Source organism: Nonomuraea insulae (assembly GCF_042656245.1).
In genome coordinates, this window is record NZ_JBHSPA010000027.1 from 504,612 (window position 1) to 523,568 (window position 18,957).

At 71.0% G+C, this 18,957-nt stretch carries 15 protein-coding genes and 2 pseudogenes; 9 read left to right on the top strand and 8 right to left on the bottom strand.

Annotated features, from left to right (window positions below):
- Positions 1-2: 2 nt before the first annotated feature.
- The 5 genes and pseudogenes from ACFPZ3_RS24595 to paaA all read right to left on the bottom strand — a co-directional run.
- Entirely contained in the window at positions 3-1,097 is a 1,095-nt protein-coding gene (locus ACFPZ3_RS24595) for a 2Fe-2S iron-sulfur cluster-binding protein (RefSeq protein ID WP_379516566.1), read from the bottom strand.
- A complete protein-coding gene (gene paaD / locus ACFPZ3_RS24600; RefSeq protein WP_379516567.1) occupies positions 1,097-1,561 on the bottom strand; it encodes a 1,2-phenylacetyl-CoA epoxidase subunit PaaD in 465 nt (154 codons plus the stop codon). The genes ACFPZ3_RS24595 and paaD overlap by 1 nt, the downstream gene beginning before the upstream one ends.
- A complete protein-coding gene (gene paaC, locus ACFPZ3_RS24605) occupies positions 1,555-2,286 on the bottom strand; it encodes a 1,2-phenylacetyl-CoA epoxidase subunit PaaC (RefSeq protein ID WP_379516568.1) in 732 nt (243 codons plus the stop codon). Before paaC ends, paaD begins: the two co-directional genes overlap by 7 nt.
- 89 nt (positions 2,287-2,375) lie before the next feature.
- Positions 2,376-2,651 (bottom strand): annotated as a pseudogene (paaB, locus tag ACFPZ3_RS24610) (1,2-phenylacetyl-CoA epoxidase subunit PaaB); the annotation flags it as partial.
- A gap of 18 nt (positions 2,652-2,669) precedes the next feature.
- A pseudogene (gene paaA, locus ACFPZ3_RS24615) lies at positions 2,670-3,590 on the bottom strand (1,2-phenylacetyl-CoA epoxidase subunit PaaA); the annotation flags it as partial.
- Positions 3,591-3,707: 117 nt separating this feature from the next.
- Here paaA and ACFPZ3_RS24620 point away from each other — a divergent pair.
- Positions 3,708-5,234 (top strand): benzoate-CoA ligase family protein, encoded by a 1,527-nt coding sequence (locus ACFPZ3_RS24620; protein ID WP_379516569.1) that lies wholly within the window; start codon positions 3,708-3,710, stop codon positions 5,232-5,234.
- 34 nt (positions 5,235-5,268) lie between these two features.
- Here ACFPZ3_RS24620 and ACFPZ3_RS24625 read toward each other — a convergent pair whose 3' ends face one another.
- Positions 5,269-6,078 carry an arylamine N-acetyltransferase family protein gene (locus tag ACFPZ3_RS24625; protein WP_379516570.1) on the bottom strand — a complete coding sequence of 270 codons (810 nt, stop codon included), beginning with the start codon at positions 6,076-6,078 and terminating at the stop codon, positions 5,269-5,271.
- A gap of 223 nt (positions 6,079-6,301) precedes the next feature.
- Here ACFPZ3_RS24625 and ACFPZ3_RS24630 point away from each other — a divergent pair, with 223 nt between their 5' ends.
- The 8 genes from ACFPZ3_RS24630 to ACFPZ3_RS24665 all read left to right on the top strand — a co-directional run bounded on the left by ACFPZ3_RS24630 (position 6,302) and on the right by ACFPZ3_RS24665 (position 15,925).
- Positions 6,302-7,996 carry a non-ribosomal peptide synthetase gene (locus tag ACFPZ3_RS24630; RefSeq protein ID WP_379516716.1) on the top strand — a complete coding sequence of 565 codons (1,695 nt, stop codon included), beginning with the start codon at positions 6,302-6,304 and terminating at the stop codon, positions 7,994-7,996.
- Between the two features lie 5 nt (positions 7,997-8,001).
- A complete protein-coding gene (locus tag ACFPZ3_RS24635) occupies positions 8,002-9,897 on the top strand; it encodes a cobalamin-dependent protein (protein ID WP_379516571.1) in 1,896 nt (631 codons plus the stop codon).
- Positions 9,887-11,020: an acyl-CoA dehydrogenase family protein gene (locus ACFPZ3_RS24640; RefSeq protein WP_379516572.1), complete on the top strand. Its 1,134-nt coding sequence runs from the start codon at positions 9,887-9,889 to the stop codon at positions 11,018-11,020. The genes ACFPZ3_RS24635 and ACFPZ3_RS24640 overlap by 11 nt, the downstream gene beginning before the upstream one ends.
- Positions 11,017-11,796, top strand: coding sequence for a thioesterase II family protein (locus ACFPZ3_RS24645; RefSeq protein WP_379516573.1), 780 nt, complete (start codon positions 11,017-11,019; stop codon positions 11,794-11,796). The genes ACFPZ3_RS24640 and ACFPZ3_RS24645 overlap by 4 nt, the downstream gene beginning before the upstream one ends.
- Positions 11,793-13,034, top strand: coding sequence for an acyltransferase family protein (locus tag ACFPZ3_RS24650; RefSeq protein ID WP_379516574.1), 1,242 nt, complete (start codon positions 11,793-11,795; stop codon positions 13,032-13,034). The genes ACFPZ3_RS24645 and ACFPZ3_RS24650 overlap by 4 nt, the downstream gene beginning before the upstream one ends.
- A gap of 21 nt (positions 13,035-13,055) precedes the next feature.
- Positions 13,056-13,931: a phytanoyl-CoA dioxygenase family protein gene (locus ACFPZ3_RS24655; RefSeq protein WP_379516575.1), complete on the top strand. Its 876-nt coding sequence runs from the start codon at positions 13,056-13,058 to the stop codon at positions 13,929-13,931.
- A gap of 78 nt (positions 13,932-14,009) precedes the next feature.
- Positions 14,010-14,465: an SRPBCC family protein gene (locus ACFPZ3_RS24660; protein WP_379516576.1), complete on the top strand. Its 456-nt coding sequence runs from the start codon at positions 14,010-14,012 to the stop codon at positions 14,463-14,465.
- A gap of 248 nt (positions 14,466-14,713) precedes the next feature.
- Entirely contained in the window at positions 14,714-15,925 is a 1,212-nt protein-coding gene (locus ACFPZ3_RS24665; protein WP_379516577.1) for a methyltransferase domain-containing protein, read from the top strand.
- A gap of 49 nt (positions 15,926-15,974) precedes the next feature.
- Here ACFPZ3_RS24665 and ACFPZ3_RS24670 read toward each other — a convergent pair whose 3' ends face one another.
- Complete coding sequence (locus tag ACFPZ3_RS24670; RefSeq protein WP_379516578.1) at positions 15,975-17,366, bottom strand: FAD-binding oxidoreductase; 1,392 nt, start codon at positions 17,364-17,366, stop codon at positions 15,975-15,977.
- A complete protein-coding gene (locus ACFPZ3_RS24675; RefSeq protein ID WP_379516579.1) occupies positions 17,367-18,908 on the bottom strand; it encodes a methyltransferase domain-containing protein in 1,542 nt (513 codons plus the stop codon).
- Positions 18,909-18,957: the final 49 nt, after the last annotated feature.

Here is an 18,957-nt window from a genome sequence, read left to right on the forward strand (position 1 = left end):
CCTCACAGGACGTCGAAGTCGATACGCACGCGGGCGGTCACCGGCACCGCCTGGCAGGTCAGGATGTTGCGGGCGGCACGGTCCTGCTCGGTGAGGGCCCACGTGCGCTCCATGCGCACCTCGCCCTCGACGACGCGGGCGCGGCAGGTGCCGCAGACGCCGGTCTGGCAGGAGTACGGCACGTCGGGGCGGGCCGTCATGACCGCGTCGAGCACACTGCGCCCTGGCTCCAGGGGCACGGTCGTGACCCGGCCGTCCATGACGACACTCACCTCAGAGGCGAAACCCGAAACGCCGTCGGCGGAGTTCGCTGGGCTCTCGCGAGGGGGCTCGTCCAGGTGGAACAGCTCGGTGTGGATGGCAGCCGGGTCGACCTCGTGGCCGGCCAGTGCGGCGCCGGTCTCGGCCACCATGCCCGCCGGGCCGCACACGAACCACTCGTCGATCTCGGCCGGCCTGATCAGGCCGGCGAAGAGCACGTCCAGGGTGGCGCGGTCCAGGCGGCCTTGGGGCAGGCCGACCCTGGGCTGCTCGCGGGAGAACAGGTGCACCAGGTGCAGCCGTCGCGGATGGCGGTCCTTCAGGTCGCTCAGCTCGTCGGCGAACATCGTCGAGGAGGCGGCGCGGTTGCCGTACAGGACCGTGAAGCGGCTGTCCCGCTCGGTGTCCAGCGCCGTGGCGACGAGCGAGAGCATCGGCGTGATCCCCGAGCCCCCGGCCACGGCGGCGTAGTGGCGGCGGCGCGCGGGATCGAAGCGCACGCCGAACGTGCCGACGGGGGACAGCAGTTCTAGCTGGTCGCCCGGGGCCAGGTCCCTGGCCGCGTGCGCGGAGAAGGCCCCGCCGGGCAGGACGCGTACGCCGAGGCGCAGCCGGCCCAGGCTCACCAGCTCGCGCGGGGTGGAACAGAGCGAATAGGCGCGGCGTATCTGCCGGCCCTCCACCGGCAGGCGCACGGTGACGTGCTGGCCCGGGGTGAAGGCGAAGGCGTTCGTCAGCTCGCGCGGGACCAGGCAGGTCACCTCGACCGCGCTGCCGTCCGCGGCTACCCGCGTGACCGACTCCACGCGGACGCGGTGGAAGCGCGGTCTGGCCATCAGTGCGCCTTCAGGTGTTCGAAGGGCTCGCCGCAGCCCGTACAACGCCGCAGCGCCATGCAGGCGGAGGAGCCGAAGCTGGCCAGCTCCGAGGTGTCGGGGAACGCGCACCGCGGGCACCCCGGCTCCAGCAGCGGCAGCGACATCCGCGCGGGCGGCGCGATGCCCGCGTCGGCGAGCTTGGTGCGCGCGGTCTCGCTCAGCCAGTCGGTCGTCCACGGCGGCGACATGGAGATCTCCACCGTCACCCGCGTCGCGCCCGCCGCCCGCGCCGCCGCGGCCACGTCCGCCTTGATGAGCTCAAGCGCCGGGCAGCCGAGATAGGTGGGGGTGACGGTGACGACGGCGGTGCCGTCGTCGTCCACGCTCACCTCGCGCACCATGCCCAGCTCGCCGATGGACAGCACCTGCAGCTCGGGGTCGAGCACCGCCGCCACCGCCGCTTCCACTTGTGCCTTCACCATCGTGCCCCCTCATGCGCTCGGTGGACGGACTGCATCTCCGCCAGCAACGGGCCGAACCACTCGGTGTGCCGGCCGTGCCGGCCCCCCGTGGCCGCCCATCCGTCCTGTGGTCTGGGCAGCGTCGCCTCGCCGAGCACCCGCTCGACGATCTCCAGCCACCGCCCGCGTAACGTGGCCGGGTCGAGGCCCGCCTCGGGCGCCGACCACGGCTCGAACAACTCGTGGGTGTACGGCCACACCTCCTCGACCGCGTCACGCATCCGCCGGTGCGACAGGGGTGTCCCGTCACCCAGGCGGACCGTCCAGACGGAGGCGTAGCTCACGTGGAAGGAGCTCTCCTTGGCCGCCTTGGCGGCGATGCCGGCCAGCCGGGGCTCGGCCGTGCGGCCCAGCCGGGTGAAGAGCAGGTTCTGGTACGCGGCGAGGAACAACGTCTTGGCCACGGTCGTGGCGAAGTCGCCGTTGGGCAGCTCGACGAGCTGCGCGTTGCGGAAGTCGTGGGCGTCGCGCAGGAACGCCAGCGCGTCCTCGTCCCTGCCGCCGCCTTCGAGCTCGCCCGCGTAGGTGAGGAACGCGCGTGCCTGGCCGAGCTGGTCCAGCGCGATGTTGGCCAGCGCCACCTCCTCTTCGAGCTGCGGCGCTTTCGCGCACCACTCCGAGGTGCGCTGCGCGGCCACGAGCGCGTCGTCGCCGAGCCCGAGCAGGTAGTCGAACAGGCCGGTCACGGGCGCGCCAGTCGTAAGCGACGGCGTAGGCGAGGTCGCAGGCGCGTCGGTCATGGGCAAGGTGACAGGCACGTCGGTGGTTGGTGAGGTCACAGGCCCTCAACTCCTTCGGGCGGTGGGAAGAAGGAGGCATGGCGGTACTGCTTGTCCGCGGCGGGCCCGAAATAGGCGTCCTTGTGCTCCGGGTCCGAGGCGGTCATCGACCATGACGGCACCACCCACAACGACACGCCCTCCTCCCTGCGCGTGTAGAGGTCGCGGGCGCTGTGCAGCGCGACGGCGGAGTCGGGGGCCTGCACGCTGCCCGCGTGGGTGTGGCTGACGCCGCGGCGGGGTCGTACGAAGACCTCCCAGAGCGGCCACTCCTCCTCGGGCGCGGCCTCCTCCTGGACGGGGGTGTGCTTGGCGGCGTGGGCGGCGGCGGCCTCGCGGACCCAGGCGCCTTCCTCGTGCGCGCGCCGCCGGTGCGCCAGCCGCTGCCGGTTGCGCGGCCCATGGCCGGCCACGACCCGCATCATCTCGTCGTAGTCGGGCGGGGTGAAGTCGTGATGTCCCCGCTCGTCGTTCCAGCGCAGCGCGGGGTCGGGGAGCCGGACGCCCAGCGCCTTGGCCTGCGGCACGCAGAGGTCGACGAACCGCTGCCGCAACTCGTCGTTGCCGGCCCGCTTGATCCGCCACGCCATGGACTTGGCGGAATGCGTCGAGCGCGAGTCCGGCGGCCCGAACATCGCCAGCGCCGGCTGCCACCAGCGCTCCACCGCCTCCCGCACCGACTCCCGCTGCTCGGGCGTGCCGCGCGACAGCGTGTACAGCAGGTCGAAGCCCTGCCGGTGGTGAAAGGACTCCTCGCGGCAGATGCGCACGAGTGCCCTGGAATAGGGGCCGTACGACGTACGGCTGAGCGAGACCTGGTTGACCACGGCGGCGCCGTCGGTCAGCCACGCCAGCGCGCCGACGTCGGCCCACGTGAGCGTCGGGTAGTTGATGAACGACAGGTACTTCTGCCGGCCCTCGTGCAGCGCGTCGAGCAGGTCCGCCCTGCGCGCGCCGAGCGTCTCGGCGACCGCGTACAGATACAGCCCGTGCCCGGCCTCGTCCTGCACCTTGGCGATGAGGACGGTCTTGCGCGCCAGGCTGGGCGCCCGGCTGATCCAGGCCGCCTCCGGCTGCATGCCCATGATCTCCGAATGCGCGTGCTGCGCGATCTGCCTGATCAGGCTCTCGCGGTAACCGTCCGGCATCCAGTCCTTCTGCTCGATCTTCTGATCCGCCTCGATCAGGGCATCGAACGCGCTGATGCTCATGACCCACCTCCTCCGCAGATCGCTCTCAGCGTCGGTCGTGGGTCCCCCGCACCGCATCTTCGTGCTTGCGGCAATCTGCGAGATGTACGGCGGAGCGGCCCGCCAGACGATGGCGGCATGACCATTCACGCGAAGGACCTACCGGGAACGTTCAACATCGCCGCCCACTTCCTGGACGGCAACGACCCCGGCAGGACCGCACTCCACACCTCGGCGGGCCCGGTGACCTACGGCAGGATCCAGGCGCTGGCCGCCCAGGTGGGCCACGTACTGCGTGATCTGGACGTGCGGCGGGGCGACAGGGTGCTGCTGGCGCTGGGTGACGGGCTGGAGTCGGTCGCCACCTGGTACGGCGTGCAGAAGATCGGCGCGGTCACCGCCGAGGTCTACACCTACCTCCAGCCGGACGAATACCGCTTCTTCGCCGAGTACGCCCGCCCCGCCCTGGTCGTCGCCGACGCGTTCACCCTGGACAGACTCCGTGCCGCGGGCATCCGCGACCTCCTGGTCGTGGGCGTCCCCAAGGAGTCGCTGCGCGCGGGGGAGCACCACTTCGACTCGCTCACCGCCGCCGCGCCCACGGTGCTGGAGGCCGCGCCCACCACGCCCGACGACGTGGCCATGTGGCGCTTCACCACGGGCAGCACCGGCAAGCCCAAGGCCTGCGTGCTGGCCGCCCGCAGCGCCGCGCTGAGCATGGAGTGGTTCGCCAAGGGCGTGCTGGAGCTCGGCCCCGACGACGTGGTGCTGCCGGTGCCCAAGCTGTTCTTCGGCTACGCCAACAACATCACGGCGTTGTTCCCGTTCGGGGTGGGCGCGGCGGGGATCGTCTTCCCCGAGCGGAGCACCCCTGAGCGGATCTTCGAGCTGATCGCCGAGCACCGCCCCACGATCCTGGTCAACGTGCCGACCATGATGAGCGCCATGCTCGCCCATCCCGACGCCGCCCGCCAGGACCTCAGCAGCCTGCGCGTGTGCATCTCGGCGGGCGAGGCCCTGCCGCTCGAACTGCACCGCAGGTGGCTGGAGACGTTCGGCGTCGAGGTGATGGACGGCATCGGCTCCTCCGAGATGTTCCACGGGTACGTGTGCAACCGGCTCGGCAAAGCCAGGCTGGGCACGCTCGGCCAGGCCGTCCCCGGATACGACGTGCGCGTGGTCGACGAGCACGGCGCGCCGGTGCCCGACGGCGAGACGGGCCGCCTGCAGATCACGGGTGAGACGGCGGCGCTGGAGTACTGGCAGGACCCGGTCAGGTCGGCCGCCACCTTCGTGGCCCCGAACACCGTGCGCTCGGCCGACCTGTTCTCACGCGACCAGGACGGCTACTTCACCTTCAGCGGCAGGGCGGACGACCTGCTCAAGGTGCGCGGGAAGTGGATCGCGCCGGCCGAGATCGAGAACTGCCTGCTGACGCATCCCGCCGTGGTGGAGTGCGCGGTCGTGGGGTTCGAGCGCGAAGGGCTCACGCTGGTGCGCGCGTACGTGGTGCCGCGTGGCGAGCTGACGGCGGAGGAGCTGCGCGATCACGTGCGCTCGCTCCTGTCGCCGCACAAGCGCCCTGACAACGTGCGTCTGGTGGACTCGCTGCCCCAGACCGCGTCCGGCAAGATCGACCGCCGCGCTCTCGTCACCGTGCGCTAGGAGGCAGGCCGTGCGCTGAGGGTCAGCCCGTGCGCTAGGAGGCGGACCGTACGCTGGGAGGCAGGTCGGCCAGCTCCACGCCGAAGCGGGCGCGGTAGGTCTCGCGCAGCTCGTCCTCGTCCTCGATCACCGTGGTGAGCTTGGCGCCGTTCTCGCGCACCGTCAGCGTCGTCCCGCTCAGCGTGGCCCGGCCGCCGTCGTCCGTCGGGATCGTGCAGTACAGGTTGCGCAGGTGCGGGGACTCCGGCGAGTGCTGGTACCACCACCACATGGTCTCGAAGTCGGCCACCAGCCGCGGCCTGTCCTCCAGCCGGTACTGGAGGCGGCCGTCACGCAGCAGGTCCACGTCGCCGTGCGGCGCCTCGGCGAGTTCGAAGGCGCCGTGCGGGTCCTGCTGCGGAGTGCCCGTCACCCAGCGCAGCGGGAGCCGCGCGCCTCTGCCGTAGCCGACGTCGACCAGCCACGGGTCCGGCGAGTCCGTCGTGCGCACGCGCAGCGCCATGTGCCCGATGATCGGCCCGAGCTCGCCGCCGTCGGCCACCCGCCCGGCCAGCACCTCCGCGTCGAATCCCAGCACGCGGAGCAGCTCGAAGAACGCGCCGTTCAGCTCGTAGCAGGTGCCGCCGCGCCGCCTGGCGACGACCTTCTCAATGGCGCCCGCGCCGATGCCCATCGGCTCGCGCAGATGGAAGTCCACGTTCTCGAACGGCACGGTCAGGACGTGGCGGTCGTGCAGGTCGCGCAGCGCGGCCGAGGTCGGCTCGTCCGGCCGCCGGGCGCCGATGCGCCGCAAATAGGCGGCCACGGTCTGCTCGTCGAGTAAAGGCCCGTGGGTCAGCGTCATGGTACGGCTCCGCATTCTCCCAGAAATCGCGGTAACAGGACCATGTCATTCTGTGGCCGCAGGGGCACCTTTTCCGTTGCGCAGATCTCTGGGCAATTCATGAGATGCGAAAAGCGCGGTGACCCGGCGACCATGAGGCGAATAAACGTGGCCACGGGAGGCACAATTGACCGGATCGAGCTCCGCAACGGCGACTCGCCCGTTCGCCGTCGTTTCCGCGGGAGTGCGATGGTGGGCGCAGGTGCAGCCGGATCAGCACGCGGTGGTCAGCGGTGGCGAGGTGCTGACCTATTCCGAACTCGACGAACGCGCCTCACGGCTTGCGGGTGTGCTGCGTGAGCGGGGGGTGGACAAGGGCGCCATGGTGGTCTTGGCGCTCGAACGCTCGCCCGACCTCGTGGTGGCGGCGCTGGCCGTGTTGATGGCGGGCGGCGTGTACGTGGGCGTGGACGTGGACGAGCCGGACACCCGGCTGGCCGGCGTCATCGCCGACTCCGGCGCCCGCCTGGTGATCGCACGGGAGGCCGAGGCCGCCCGGTACGCGGCGGCCGACGTGTTGCCGATCGAGCGGGCGTGGGACGGTGACGTGCCCGCCCTGCGGGAAGGGCCCGAGATCACGCCCGGCGACCTCTGCTACGTCGTGTACACCTCGGGTTCGACGGGCGTGCCCAAGGGCGTGCTCGTGCCGCACGAGGGCATCGCCAACCTGGCGGAGTGGCACCAGCGGACCTTCGAGGTCCGGCCGGGTGACCGCGTCAGCCAGCTCGCCAGGCCCTCCTTCGACGCCTGGGCGCTGGAGGTGTGGCCGTGCCTGGCGGCGGGAGCCACGTTGCACCTGCTGGAGGGCCGGCTGCCCGGCTCGTCCGACGCGCTGGCCGAATGGATCTCCACGCAGGCCATCACGGTGTGCTTCCTGACCACGGTGCTCGCGTCCGACCTGCTCGACCAGCAGGTGGGCGGCTCGCTGCGGGTGTTGCTGACCGGCGGGGAGAAGCTGCGCAGGCGGCCGCCCGGCGGGCTGGCGTACAAGGTGTTCAACCTCTACGGGCCGACGGAGACCAGCGTGGTGGCCACGTACGCCGAGGTGGGACCTGACGGCGGGACACCGCCGATCGGACATCCGCTGCCCGGCATGCGCGCCTATCTCCTGGACGAGGAGCGCCGTCCGGTGCCTCCCGGCTCGGTCGGCGAGTTGTACATCGGCGGCACCGGCGTGGCGCACGGCTACCTCAACAGGCCCGAGCTGACGGCGCGGCGGTTCATGACCGACCCGGTCGATCCGGCGTCCCGCATGTACGCCACCGGCGACCTGGCGCGCGAGCTGCCCGAGGGCGGTCTCGCCTTCGCCGGCCGGGCGGACGACCAGGTCAAGGTGCGCGGTTTCCGCGTCGAGCCCGGCGAGGTCGAGTCGGCGCTGCGGAATCTTCCCGAGGTGCGCGAGGCCGTGGTGGTCAAGGCCGAGCAGGCCGAGCAGCTCGTCGCCGCCGTGGTGCCGGTCGATCCGGCGAACCGGCCCGACCCCGTACAGGTGCGGCGCGACCTGGCGCGGGAACTCCCCGACTACATGGTGCCCGGCGTGGTCGTCGTGCTCGACGCGCTGCCGATGACACCGCACGGCAAGGTCGACAGGAAGGCGCTGGCCCAGCCACAGGAACCGGCCGAGCCGGCGGCGGAGAGCGGTGGCTTCCGCACCGACACCGAGCGCATGCTGGCCGAGTTGTGGCGCGAGGTGCTCCAGGTCAGCTCCGTCGACAGGGACGACAGCTTCTTCGAGAGCGGCGGCGACTCGCTGCTCGCCATCCGCCTGGCCTCGCGTGCCAGGCAGCGTGGGCTGCGCATGGTGGCCGACGACCTGTTCGAGTATGACGTGCTGCACGAGCTGGCCGCATCGGTCAGCGCCGCGAGCCCGGGAACGTGAGCGTGATGAAGACCTGCCTGGTAGAGCTGACGGTCTATCCCAACACACTGCCACTGGCCTCCGGCTACCTGCAGGCGTACGCGCAGCAGGACCCCGAGGTGGCCGGCGCTTTCGACTTCTCCATCCACGCGGTCGAGGTGACCACGCCGCTGGAGAAGCTGGTGTCCGACCTGGTCGAGCAGGACGCCGACGTCTATGGGCTGAGCTGCTACCTGTGGAACATGCGCAGGATGAAGGCGCTGCTCGACGAGCTGGCCAGACTGCGGCCCGACTCCTACATCATCCTCGGCGGCCCGCAGGTGATGCATCACGCCGCCGAGTACGTCGAGCCGTCGGCGCGGAACGTGCTGGTGTGCAACAGCGAGGGGGAGAAGCCGTTCACCGCGTTCCTGCGCGAGGTGGCCGGCGATCGGGACTTCCACCAGGTGCCCGGCGTCAGCTTCTGGTCCGACGGCGAGCTGGTCACCACGGCGCAGCCCGACCGCATCAAGGACCTGGACGAGATCCCCTCGCCGTTCGCCGCCGGCGTGTTCGAGGGAGGCGAGTACACCTTCGCCGTCGTGGAGACCAACAGAGGCTGCCCGTACCGGTGCTCCTACTGCTACTGGGGCGCGGCCACCAACGACAAGGTGCACCGGTGGGAGCTGGACCGCGTCAAGGCCGACCTGTCGTGGATCAGTGAGCACGGCGTGGAGAGCATCTTCGTCGCCGACGCCAACTGGGGCGCGCTGCCGCGCGACGTCGAGCTGACCCGCCACCTGGTGGAGTGCAAGGAGCGCAACGGCTACCCGTCGATGGTGGCGATCCAGGCCGCCAAGAACCGTCCCGACCGGGTCACGGAGATCACCGAGATCCTGGTCGAGGGCGGCATGCTGACGAGCCAGCCCGTCTCCCTGCAGACCACCAGCCCTCAGGCCCTTGAGCTGGTGCAACGCGCCAACATCAAGGAGTCCACCTATGTCGAGCTGCAGGCCAAGCTGAAGGAGAAGCAGATCAGCTCGTACACGGAGCTGATCTGGCCGCTGCCCGGCGAGACGCTGCAGTCCTACCAGGAGGGCATCGGCAAGCTCTGCGCGACCGGCGCCGACGCCGTGGTCTCCTATCCCCAGCTCCTGCTCCGCAACACGCCCATGTACCGGCAGCAGGAGGAGCTGGGTGTCGTCACCGTACGGGTGGACGACGAGGTCGCCGAGGCCGACGTGGTCGTCGCCACGAAATGGGTCTCCCATGAGGAGTTCAAGGAGGGCTCCTGGTTCTACTACGCGGTCATCAGCCTCTACAACGCCCAGTCGGCCCGCCACGTCGCGCGCCTGCTCGACCGCACCGGCGTGTGCACCTACACCGACTTCCTGCGGCTGGCCGCCGACTACTTCAAGACCAGGACCGACACCGAGACGTGCCGGTTCTTCGCCCACTCCGTGGCCACGCTCGGCAACTACGACATCAACAACATCGGCAAGGTGCTGCACTACGTCCTGCACTCCCACCGCGGCGAGATGGACCTGCTGCTCGAAGGGTTCCTGCGCGAGCACGGCTGGCTGGATCTGCCCGGCGTGCGCATGGCGTTCGAGCTGGACCTCCTGGCCAGGCCGTACGTCTACCGGGAGTCGGTGGTCGCCCCGAGCGTGCCCCTCGAGCACCTGCGGGTGATCGAGAGCGACCGGTTCACCTTCGTCGCCGAGCTGCCGCGCGATGCCGCCGCGCTGCTGGATCTCCTGCCCGAGCTGCCGGAGTCCGGCGTGGTACGGCTCCGCGTCGACCACGTCGGCCGGCGCAAGATGCCCTACCCCAAGCAGCGCAGCCTCGACTACAACGCGGGCTACTGCCAGGTCATGATGAACCGGATGCGCGACATCGTCCCCTCGTGGACGGTGTTGCCGGCGGTGCACCATGCGGCGTGAGCTGTTCACCGCGGACCACGAGGCCTTCCGCGAGCTGGTGCGCACCTTCATCGGCAAGGAGATCGAGCCGCACTACCGCCGATGGGAGGAGCAGGGCGCGGCCGACAGGGACGTGTGGCGCAAGGCGGGCGAGGTCGGGCTGCTCGGCATGGACGTGCCCGCCGAGTACGGCGGCGGCGGCGACCCCGACTACCTCCACCACGTGATCGTGTCGGAGGAGCTGGGCCGCGCCGGCGTGCACGCGCCCGCGCTGTCCCTGCACAACGAGATCGCCGGGCTCTACCTGCGCACGCTCACCACGCCCGAGCAGCGCGCCCGCTGGTTGCCCGGCTTCTGCACAGGAGAGCTGATCACCGCCGTGGCCATCACGGAGCCCGACGCGGGCAGCGACGTGGCCAGGCTGAGCACCAGGGCCGTCCGGCGCGGCGACAGCTACGTGATCAGCGGGCGCAAGACCTTCATCACCAACGCGGCGCTGGCCGGCCTGCTGCTGGTGGCCGTCCGCACGGGCGAAGGTCTCGGCGGACTCAGCGTGATCGCCGTGGAGTCCGACAGGCCGGGGCTGGCGCGCGGGCAGGCGCTCGACAAGATCGGCATGCGCGCCATGGACACCCTGGAGCTGTTCTTCGACGAGGTCGAGGTGCCCGCCGCCAACCTGCTGGGCCGCGAGGGCAAGGGCATCGCCTATCTCATGCGCACGTTGCGCAGGGAGCGCATGATGATCGCGGTCTCCGCGCTGGCCACCGCCGAACGGGTGCTGGAGTACACGCTTGAGCACTGCCGTACCCGCCAGGTGTTCGGCCTGCCCGTCGGCGGCCACCAGCACAACCGTTTCCTGCTGGCCGAGCTGACCACCGCGGTGGCCGTGGCCCGCTCCTTCACCGACCGGTGCGTGGCCGAGGAGGCGGCGGGCCGGCTGGAGGCGGAGGAGGCGGCGATGGCCAAGTGGTGGAACACCGAGCTGTGCCAGAAGGTCGTGGACCGCTGCCTGCAACTGCACGGCGGCTACGGAGTGGTGCGCGACCTTCCCGTGGCGCGGGCGTTCGTCGACACCAGGGCGCAGACCATCTACGGCGGCACCACCGAGATCATGAAAGAGCTGATCGGGCACGCGCTGATATGAGGAAACCCCCGTGGTACCTGGCCTTCGAGCCGAGACCGTCGGCCAGGCTCCACCTCTACGCCCTGCCCTGCGCGGGCGGCGGCCCGTCGGCCTACCGCTCGTGGACGCGGCATCTGCCGCCCTGGGTGGAGCTGCGTGCCGTCACCCTGCCGGGACGGCCGGGGCGGCATCGCGAGCCCGCCCACACCGACTGCGACACCGCCGCCCGCGCCCTGGCCGCCGAGCTGGCGGGTCAGAGCGTGCCGTACGTCGTGTTCGGCCACAGCATGGGAGCCATGCTCGGCTACCGGATGGTGCGTGAGCTGGAGTCCGGGGGCGGGCGCCGGCCCGAGCTGCTCGCCGTCGCGGCCTGGCCGGTGCGCGGCGCCGTCGTGCAGCCCGACCCGCGAGCCGATGACGAGCGGTTCGCCGCGGCGCTGCGCGCGCTGGGCGGGCTCCCCGACGAGATCGCGCACGACCCCGGCGCGCTGGCGCGCACCCTGCCGGTGGCCAGGGCCGACTTCACGCTGTGCGCGTCCTACACCTACCGGGCGGAGCCGCCGCTGAGCGTGCCCGTCGCGGCCTTCTGCGGCACTCGTGACCCGGTCGCGCCGCCGGAGAGCATGGCGGAGTGGCGCGAGCACACCGCCGACTTCCGCGGGCTGCGGGTCTTCGACGGCGACCACTTCTTCGTACGAGATCGCGTCGCCGAGATGACGGCAATTCTGGAGATGCGCGCGCCCGGCGGGGCCGACCAAGCTGAGAGGGCCGTTCAACCTCGAGGAGCGACCCTATGACAGCCACTATTAACGGCGATCCCCGGCCTGCCCGTGAAACCAGAGGCCAGTATTTTCCCGAGCTCCAGGGAATACGCGCACTCGCGGTGCTGGCGGTCATCACCATTCACTCGTCTTTCGCCGCGGGCCAGATCGGGTACGCGGACCAGCCGGGCAACGGCATGCTCGCCGTGGTGCTGGAGCGCTTCACCCGTGAGTCCCTGCCGATCCTCTTCGCCCTGTCAGGTTTCCTGCTCTACCGGCCCTTCGCGCTGAGGAGCATCGCGGGGGCCGAGCAGACCTACAAACTGGGCTCCTACGCGTGGCGGCGCGCGTTGCGCATCTTCCCCGCGTACTGGCTGCTCGCCGTGGTGGCGCTGTTCACGCCGCTGTTCCTGATGGGCACGGAGCAGGTCACCGGGTTCTGGTACACCGTGCGCGTGCTGACGATGCAGCACGTCTACACGGCCGGCGGCATCCCGCTCGGCATGGAGTCCACGTGGAGCATGGCCACGGAGATCGCGTTCTACGCGCTGCTCCCCTTGCTGGCCTGGTTCTTCCACCGGCTGGCGGCCGGGGCGGCGACGCCGGCGGCCAAGGCGCGCAGGATCCTGCTGCCGATCGCCCTCATCATCGTCATCGGCTACGCCTTCAGCGCCTGGAGCCATGACCCGTCGCTCGGCCCGCAGGCCACGCTGGCCAACTGGCCGATCGCCTGGTTCGGCTACCTGGCCATCGGCATGGCACTGGCGACGTTGTCGGCCTCCGCCGAGAGCGGCGGCTGGCTGGCTCCGTACCGGCTGATCGCCCGCTTCCCCGGCGGCACCTGGCTGGTCGCGTTCGGCATCACGGTCCTCTACTGCTTCTCGCCGATGGGCGACCAGGGCACGGCCAACCCCCCGAGCACCGGCGTCGTGCTGTTCAACCAGCCGATCGACCTGCTGATCGTGTTCCTGCTGCTGGCGCCGCTGACCGTGCCCGACGTACGCTCGCGGTTCATCGCGGCCGTCCTGACCATCAAGCCGCTGCAGTTCATCGGGCGTATCTCCTACGCGATGTTCCTGTGGCACATCCCCGCCATCTACGTGTGGAACCTGTGGGGGACCACGAACCTCCCGCTCGCGCTCCTGCTCGTGCACGGCAGCGCCTTCGCCGCCGCGGTCGTGAGCTACTACGCGGTCGAGCGGCCGGCGCTGCGGCTGCGTAACAAGCTCGGCAAGGGCACCGTGGAGCCCAGTACGCCGGTGCTGGTGCGCTGACCCTGATTCAAAGGAAAGGTGATGACCGTGGCGAGTCTGACCAGAGTCAGGTCTGACGCCGATCTCGACGACGTGGTGGCGGTCCTTGAGAGGGACGGGGCCGTCATCGTGGAAGACTTCGTGGACCAGGAGACGCTCGCGGGTCTGTGGACCGATCTGGGGCCGTCGCTGGAGGTCCACGACTACAGCGACAACTGGTACGACGGCCTGCGCACCCGCCGGGTGTCGTCACTGTTCGCCCGCACGACGCGGCTGACTCCCGTGGTCGCGCACCGCCTCTACCTGGGCGCGGCCAGGGCCATCATGCAACGGCCGATCCCGATGTGGATCGGCAGGTCCCGGCAGGAAATGGTGCCGAGCATCCAGATCAGCGCCACCCAGCTCGTCCAGATCCACAAGGGGCAGGGCAAGCAGCCGCTGCACCGCGACGACGCGCTGCACCTGCGCAGCCACCCTGGCCCCACCAGCAGGGTGCAGCTCATGCTGGGGATGAGCGAGTTCACCGCCGCGAACGGCGGCACGCAGGTGATCCCCGGCAGCCACCACTGGGACGACGAGCGGCCGCCGACCGTCGAGGAGGCCATCCCCACCGAGATGCCGGCGGGGGCGGGGCTGATCTGGCTCGGCGGCGTCTACCACGGTGGCGGGCGCAACGTGACCGACACCCCGCGCACCGGCATGACGATCGCCTACGACCTCGGCAACCTCCGGCAGGAGGAGAACCAGTACCTCGCGATCCCGCGCGAGCGGGTGCTGGAGTACCCCGAGGAGGTGCGCAGGCTCCTCGGCTACGACCGCTGCCCGCCCGGTCTGGGGTGGCTGGAGATGCAGGACCCCTACGTCGTGCTCGAAGGGGCTCAGCGGCCCGCGCTCGACGAACTGGTCGACAGCCGCTGAATTGAGCATTCCTGAATAAGACCCGCGACACGCGAGCCGGAACAATTGTGTTCCGGCATCTCACGAAAGGAAGACGCGATGACCGATGCGGCGAGCGGCAAGATAGAGATCACTCGAGTTCTCGACGCCCCGCGCGACGTGGTTTACTCCGCCTGGACCGAGCCGGAGCACTTCACCCACTGGTGGGGGGCGCCCCTGGAGACCATCTCCATGGACGTGCGACCGGGCGGCGAGTGGAAGGCCACGATCGTGGTCGACGAGCAGACCCAGGTCCCCTTCGCCGGCGTCTACCAGGAGATCGTGCCGAACGAGAAACTGGTCTACACGCTGGTCGACCTCAGTGGCAGGGAGCCGGCCGAGCAGCAGGCCCTCGGCCCCGAGACGGTGACCGTCCTGCTGTCGGACACCGACGGCGGCACCACCCTGACCTTCCTGCAGGAAGGCAACCTCCCCGAGGACGAGATCCCGCGGGCCGAGGAGGGCTGGGGCTTCTTCTTCGACGCTCTCGGCGACTACGTCAAGAAGATCAAGTAGTGCACCGAGGCTGAGATCACCCGCGAGCGCGCGACGCAGGCGCCGCGGGTCGTAGAGCAGGATGTCCGGCCACGTCGAGGGGCGGAGCTGTCCACGGCGATGAGGGCGAGGGCCGAGCGCAAGCTCCCCGACGTGGCCGAACATCCAGATTGGGGCGTGGCGGATGCCGCGCCCCTAGTCGTATGTCCGGGCGGCTGTTCCGCAAGCGAAAATAAGGGGCCGTCGCGGGCCGGTGTTAGCGTTATTTCATGGAGACTTCCTGCCGCATTTGCGCCGGCCCGGTAAAAGGATCTGTGGACCTCGGGGTCCAGCCGCGCGGAAATGCCTTTCCGAAGGCCGATGACCTGGCCGGTGAATTCTTTTACCGGCTGCTCGTCGGGATGTGTGACTCGTGCGCGATGGTGCAATTGATGGCCGACATCCCGCAGGAAGTCAGATATCACGACCAGTATCCCTATCGAGCGTCCAACTCCACGGTGCACAGCGATCATTTCGCCGGGGTGGCGCGCCGGTTGCTCCGTACCGAGTTGACCGGCTTCGACCCGTTCATCGTTGAGATCGGGTGCAATGACGGCGTGATGCTGGCCTCGATCGCGGATGCCGGCCTGCGGCACCTGGGCGTCGAGCCCTCCCAGGAGGTGGCCGCGCTGGCCAAGTCCAAGGGCGTGCGGGTGTTGTCGAGCTTCTTCGACGAGGAGACGGCGGGGGAGATCCGCGCCCAGCACGGCCCCGCCGACGTCATCTTCGGCGCCAACGTCATCGCGCACATCTCCCACCTGGACTCGGTGCTCAAGGGCGCGGTGACGCTGCTCGGCCCCAACGGCGTGTTCGTCTTCGAGGAGCCCTATCTCGGCGCCGTCGTCGAGCAGACGGCCTTCGACCTGTTCTACGACGAGCACTCCTTCGTCTTCTCCGTCAGCTCGATCCGCGCCGCGGCCCGGCTGTTCGGGCTTGAGCTGGTCGACGCGGAACCGCTGGCCATCCACGGCGGTTCCATGCGCTACACGCTCGCCAAGCGCGGCGCGCGGACGCCCGCGCCCGCCGTGGCCGAACTGCTGGCGGACGAGCGGGCGCGGCGGCTCGACCGGCACGCCACGCTGGAGGACCTCTCCCGCAGGGCCGAGCGCGTGCGCGAGGACCTGACCGCGCTGCTGCGCGAGCTGCGGGCCGACGGCAAGCGCGTGGCCGGGTACGGCGCGCCCGCCAAGATCACCACGGTGACCAACTACTGCGGCATCGGCACCGACCTGATCCCCTACGTCTGCGACTCCACCCCGTCCAAGCAGGACAGGGTCGTCGCGGGGTCGCACATTCCCGTGGTGCCGCCCTCGGTCTTCGCCGAGGACAGCCCCGACTACGCCGTCCTGTTCGCCTGGAACCACGCGAAGGAGATCATGGCGAAGGAGAGCGGCTTCACCGGCCGGTGGATCGTCTACGTCCCAGAAGTGCGCATCCTCTGAGCCCCCACGGAAAAGGCCCCGCCCGATGGCGGGGCCTTTCGTCGTCCGGTCACCTCTGGGTCGCGCCCGGCATCACGTCGTCGCGGAACAGGCCGTCCGGGTCCACCCGCGTGCGCACCGCGTCCACGGCCGCCACGGTCTCGGCGTCCAGGTGCCGCTGGGGCTGGTCGAACCGCTCCACGAACGTGGGCGCTGTCCTGCCGGTGTCCCAGGGGGTGAGCGCGGCCCTGACGACGGGCAGCCTGGAGAGGATTTCCTCCCGCGTACCGGACAGTCCGGGCACCCCGCCGCCGGAGTAGGCGTAGCGGGCCCTCAGATGGTTCAGGGCGCCTCCTGAGGGGTTCGGCTCGCCGTAGGCGCCGCCGAGCTGCCGCAGGCCCGCAGCGATCAGCGGGGAGCCGGAGCCGGCGCCGATGACCTGGAGCATCGCCTCGATGCCGTCGTCGCCGAGCTCGTCCAGGAGCAGGTGGTCGCCGATGACCTCGACCGGGTCCGACGGGTCCATGTGCGTGTCGAGCAGGCCCGCGGGGTCGGTGGTCTGCCAGGTGTCGAGCACCGGCTCGGCGATGCCGCGCAGGGTCCCGAGCAGGTCCTCCGCGCGCGCTCGCGCGGTCCCCACGTCGTCGCCCTTCTCGGCCAGCACGGCGCCGTCCACGCACAGGACGGGTCCCGCGGACAACATGGGCGGCACTTCGGGCAGGTCCGGCAGGTTGAGTATCCGCACCGTGGTCGTGGCCTCGCGCGGGGCGCTCAGCGTCCATTCGCGCCACGCCCGCAACAGCTCGGGCGCGTGTACGGCGGGCCAGCACGCGGCCCCCGTCACCACCTTCGCGATGGGGAACAGCGCGATCTCCACGGCCGTCACGACCCCGAACCCGCCCCCGCCGCCGCGCAGCGCCCACAACAACTCGGCGTCCGCGGCGGCCGCCCCGCGGTCGTCGTTGTCCGGCGTGTACTCGGTGGCCCTGCGCAGCTCGCCGTCCGCCGTGACCAGTTCCACCGCGCGCACGCTGTTGGCGGCCAGGCCCACGTGCCGGCCGTAGAAGCTGAGCCCGCCCCCGAGCAGGTACCCGACCACGCCGACGGTGGGTGAGGAGCCGTGCGCGACCGAGAGCCCGTGCTCGGCGGCGGCCTTGACCACCGCGCCCCAGCGGGACCCCGCGGGCACGCGCGCCACGCGGCGGTCGGCGTCGATCTCGATCGCGCCGTCCATCTCCGTCCGCAGCAGCAACGCCTTGCGCACGGGCCTGGCCGCCTCCGCCCAGTGGCCCGTGGTGTGCACGCGGACCGGCAGGTTCTCCCGGTGGGCGTGCCGGATCGCCTCACGCACCTCGTCGACCGTGCGCACCACGGCGGCGGCGACCGGCTCGGGGACCGCGCCCAGGGCGAAGACCGCGGTCGCCGCCGCGTAGCCGGGCTCGCCCGGCCTGGCGACGCGCATTCAGCTCACCCGCTGCGCGGTGATGAAGGAGAACGACTCCGGTCCCGAGCTTTCGAGCACCACCAGGCCCGCCGCGGCCAGCCAGCGCTCCAGCTCCTCGCGCTCGAACAACAACATGCCGGCCGGCCTGCTGGGGAAGTAGTGCGCGGCCTGGAAGTGGCGGACGACGGGGTCCTCGTCCCACACGAACGTCATCAGCGTGAACGTGCCGCCGGGGCGCAGCACGCGGCCCACCTCGGCGATCGCGGTCGCCGCCTCGTCGGGGAAGGCCTGCAGCGCGTTCCAGCAGACCACCGCGCCCATGCTGGCGTCGGCGAGCGGGATGTCGAGCGCGCTCGCGCGTACCGCGGGGACCTCGGGCACGCGGCGGCGCAGGACGTTCAGCATCGGCAGGCCCAGGTCGAGCGCCAGCAGCCGGTCGGAGCCGACGGTCGCGGCGACGACGGAGGTCCAGCGGCCCGCGCCGGCGCCGAGGTCGAGGACGGGGCCGTCCACGGGGCGGATGCTGCGCGCGATGTAGGCGTCCTCGTCCGCCAGGGTGACCGCGCCGCCCCAGTTGCCGCCCGCCACGCGCAGGAACTCGGGGCGCAGCCGCGACTCGTAGTACAGGCCCATGCTGGGCATCTCGGCCAGGCTCTTCAGCAGGTCGGCCGTGGCCTCGTCGGCGTCGTCGCCCACGGATCTGGTGAGGTCGAGAATGCCGTGCGAGGCGGTATAGCCGACCGCGCAGGCCGGGCAGCGCACGGCGCTCTCGCCGACGTCGAGCGGGCCGCGGCAGGACGGGCAGGCCAGCGCGGCCGCGTGCGGCCCGAACAGGTCGAGCCGAGGCGCATCACTGGTCGCGCCCTCCGGCGGCGGCTGCGCGCCAGGGGTGGTGACCGTCGGCCCGTGCCGCAGGTACCAGTACGCCTTCAGCCCCATGTAGCCCCACACGGTCCTGGAGTCGTTGCGCCAGTTGATCTCGGCCTGCTCCTGCGTGAGCGCGCCGATCCACGCCCGGTCGAAGGCCTTCTCCTCGGTGGTCAGCTCCCAGACGTCCGGAGCGGGCCACGCCCGGCCCAGACCGGTGCGCCCGGCGTCCATGATGGTCAGGCACCGGTCGAACCTGGACCGGTCGCCCGAGTCCAGGCCGAGCCCGCCGGCGACGCCGAGCACCCTGTCGCGGTCCTGCGGGAAGTGCGCGAGCAGGTAGGCCAGCGCCTGGCCGAGCGCGGGCGTGGCCCCGTCCGCCAGAGCCAGGTAACGGTCGAGGCCGGCCCGCACGGCGTCGGTCTGCCCCGCCTCCGCGATCAGGCCGAGCAGGATCAGCAGCCGACCGGCGCGGCCGGCGTCGAGCCCGTCCAGTGCGGCGATGAGGTCGGGGATCGCCGCCGGCGCGCGCTCGGTGAGCGTGCCGCCGTCCCACAGAGTCTCGTCCTGTGCGGTGCCGGGCGCCCAGAGCGCGCCGACCAGCCGCGCGTAGGCCGCGTCGAGCCCGTCGGGCCCCGCGCCGGCGAACTCCTCAAGAAGCATGGATGACGCGTACGTGGTGTCAACGCTCATTTTCCTGATTCCCTTCGCGCGAAACGCCTTTCAGCATCACACCGGGCGC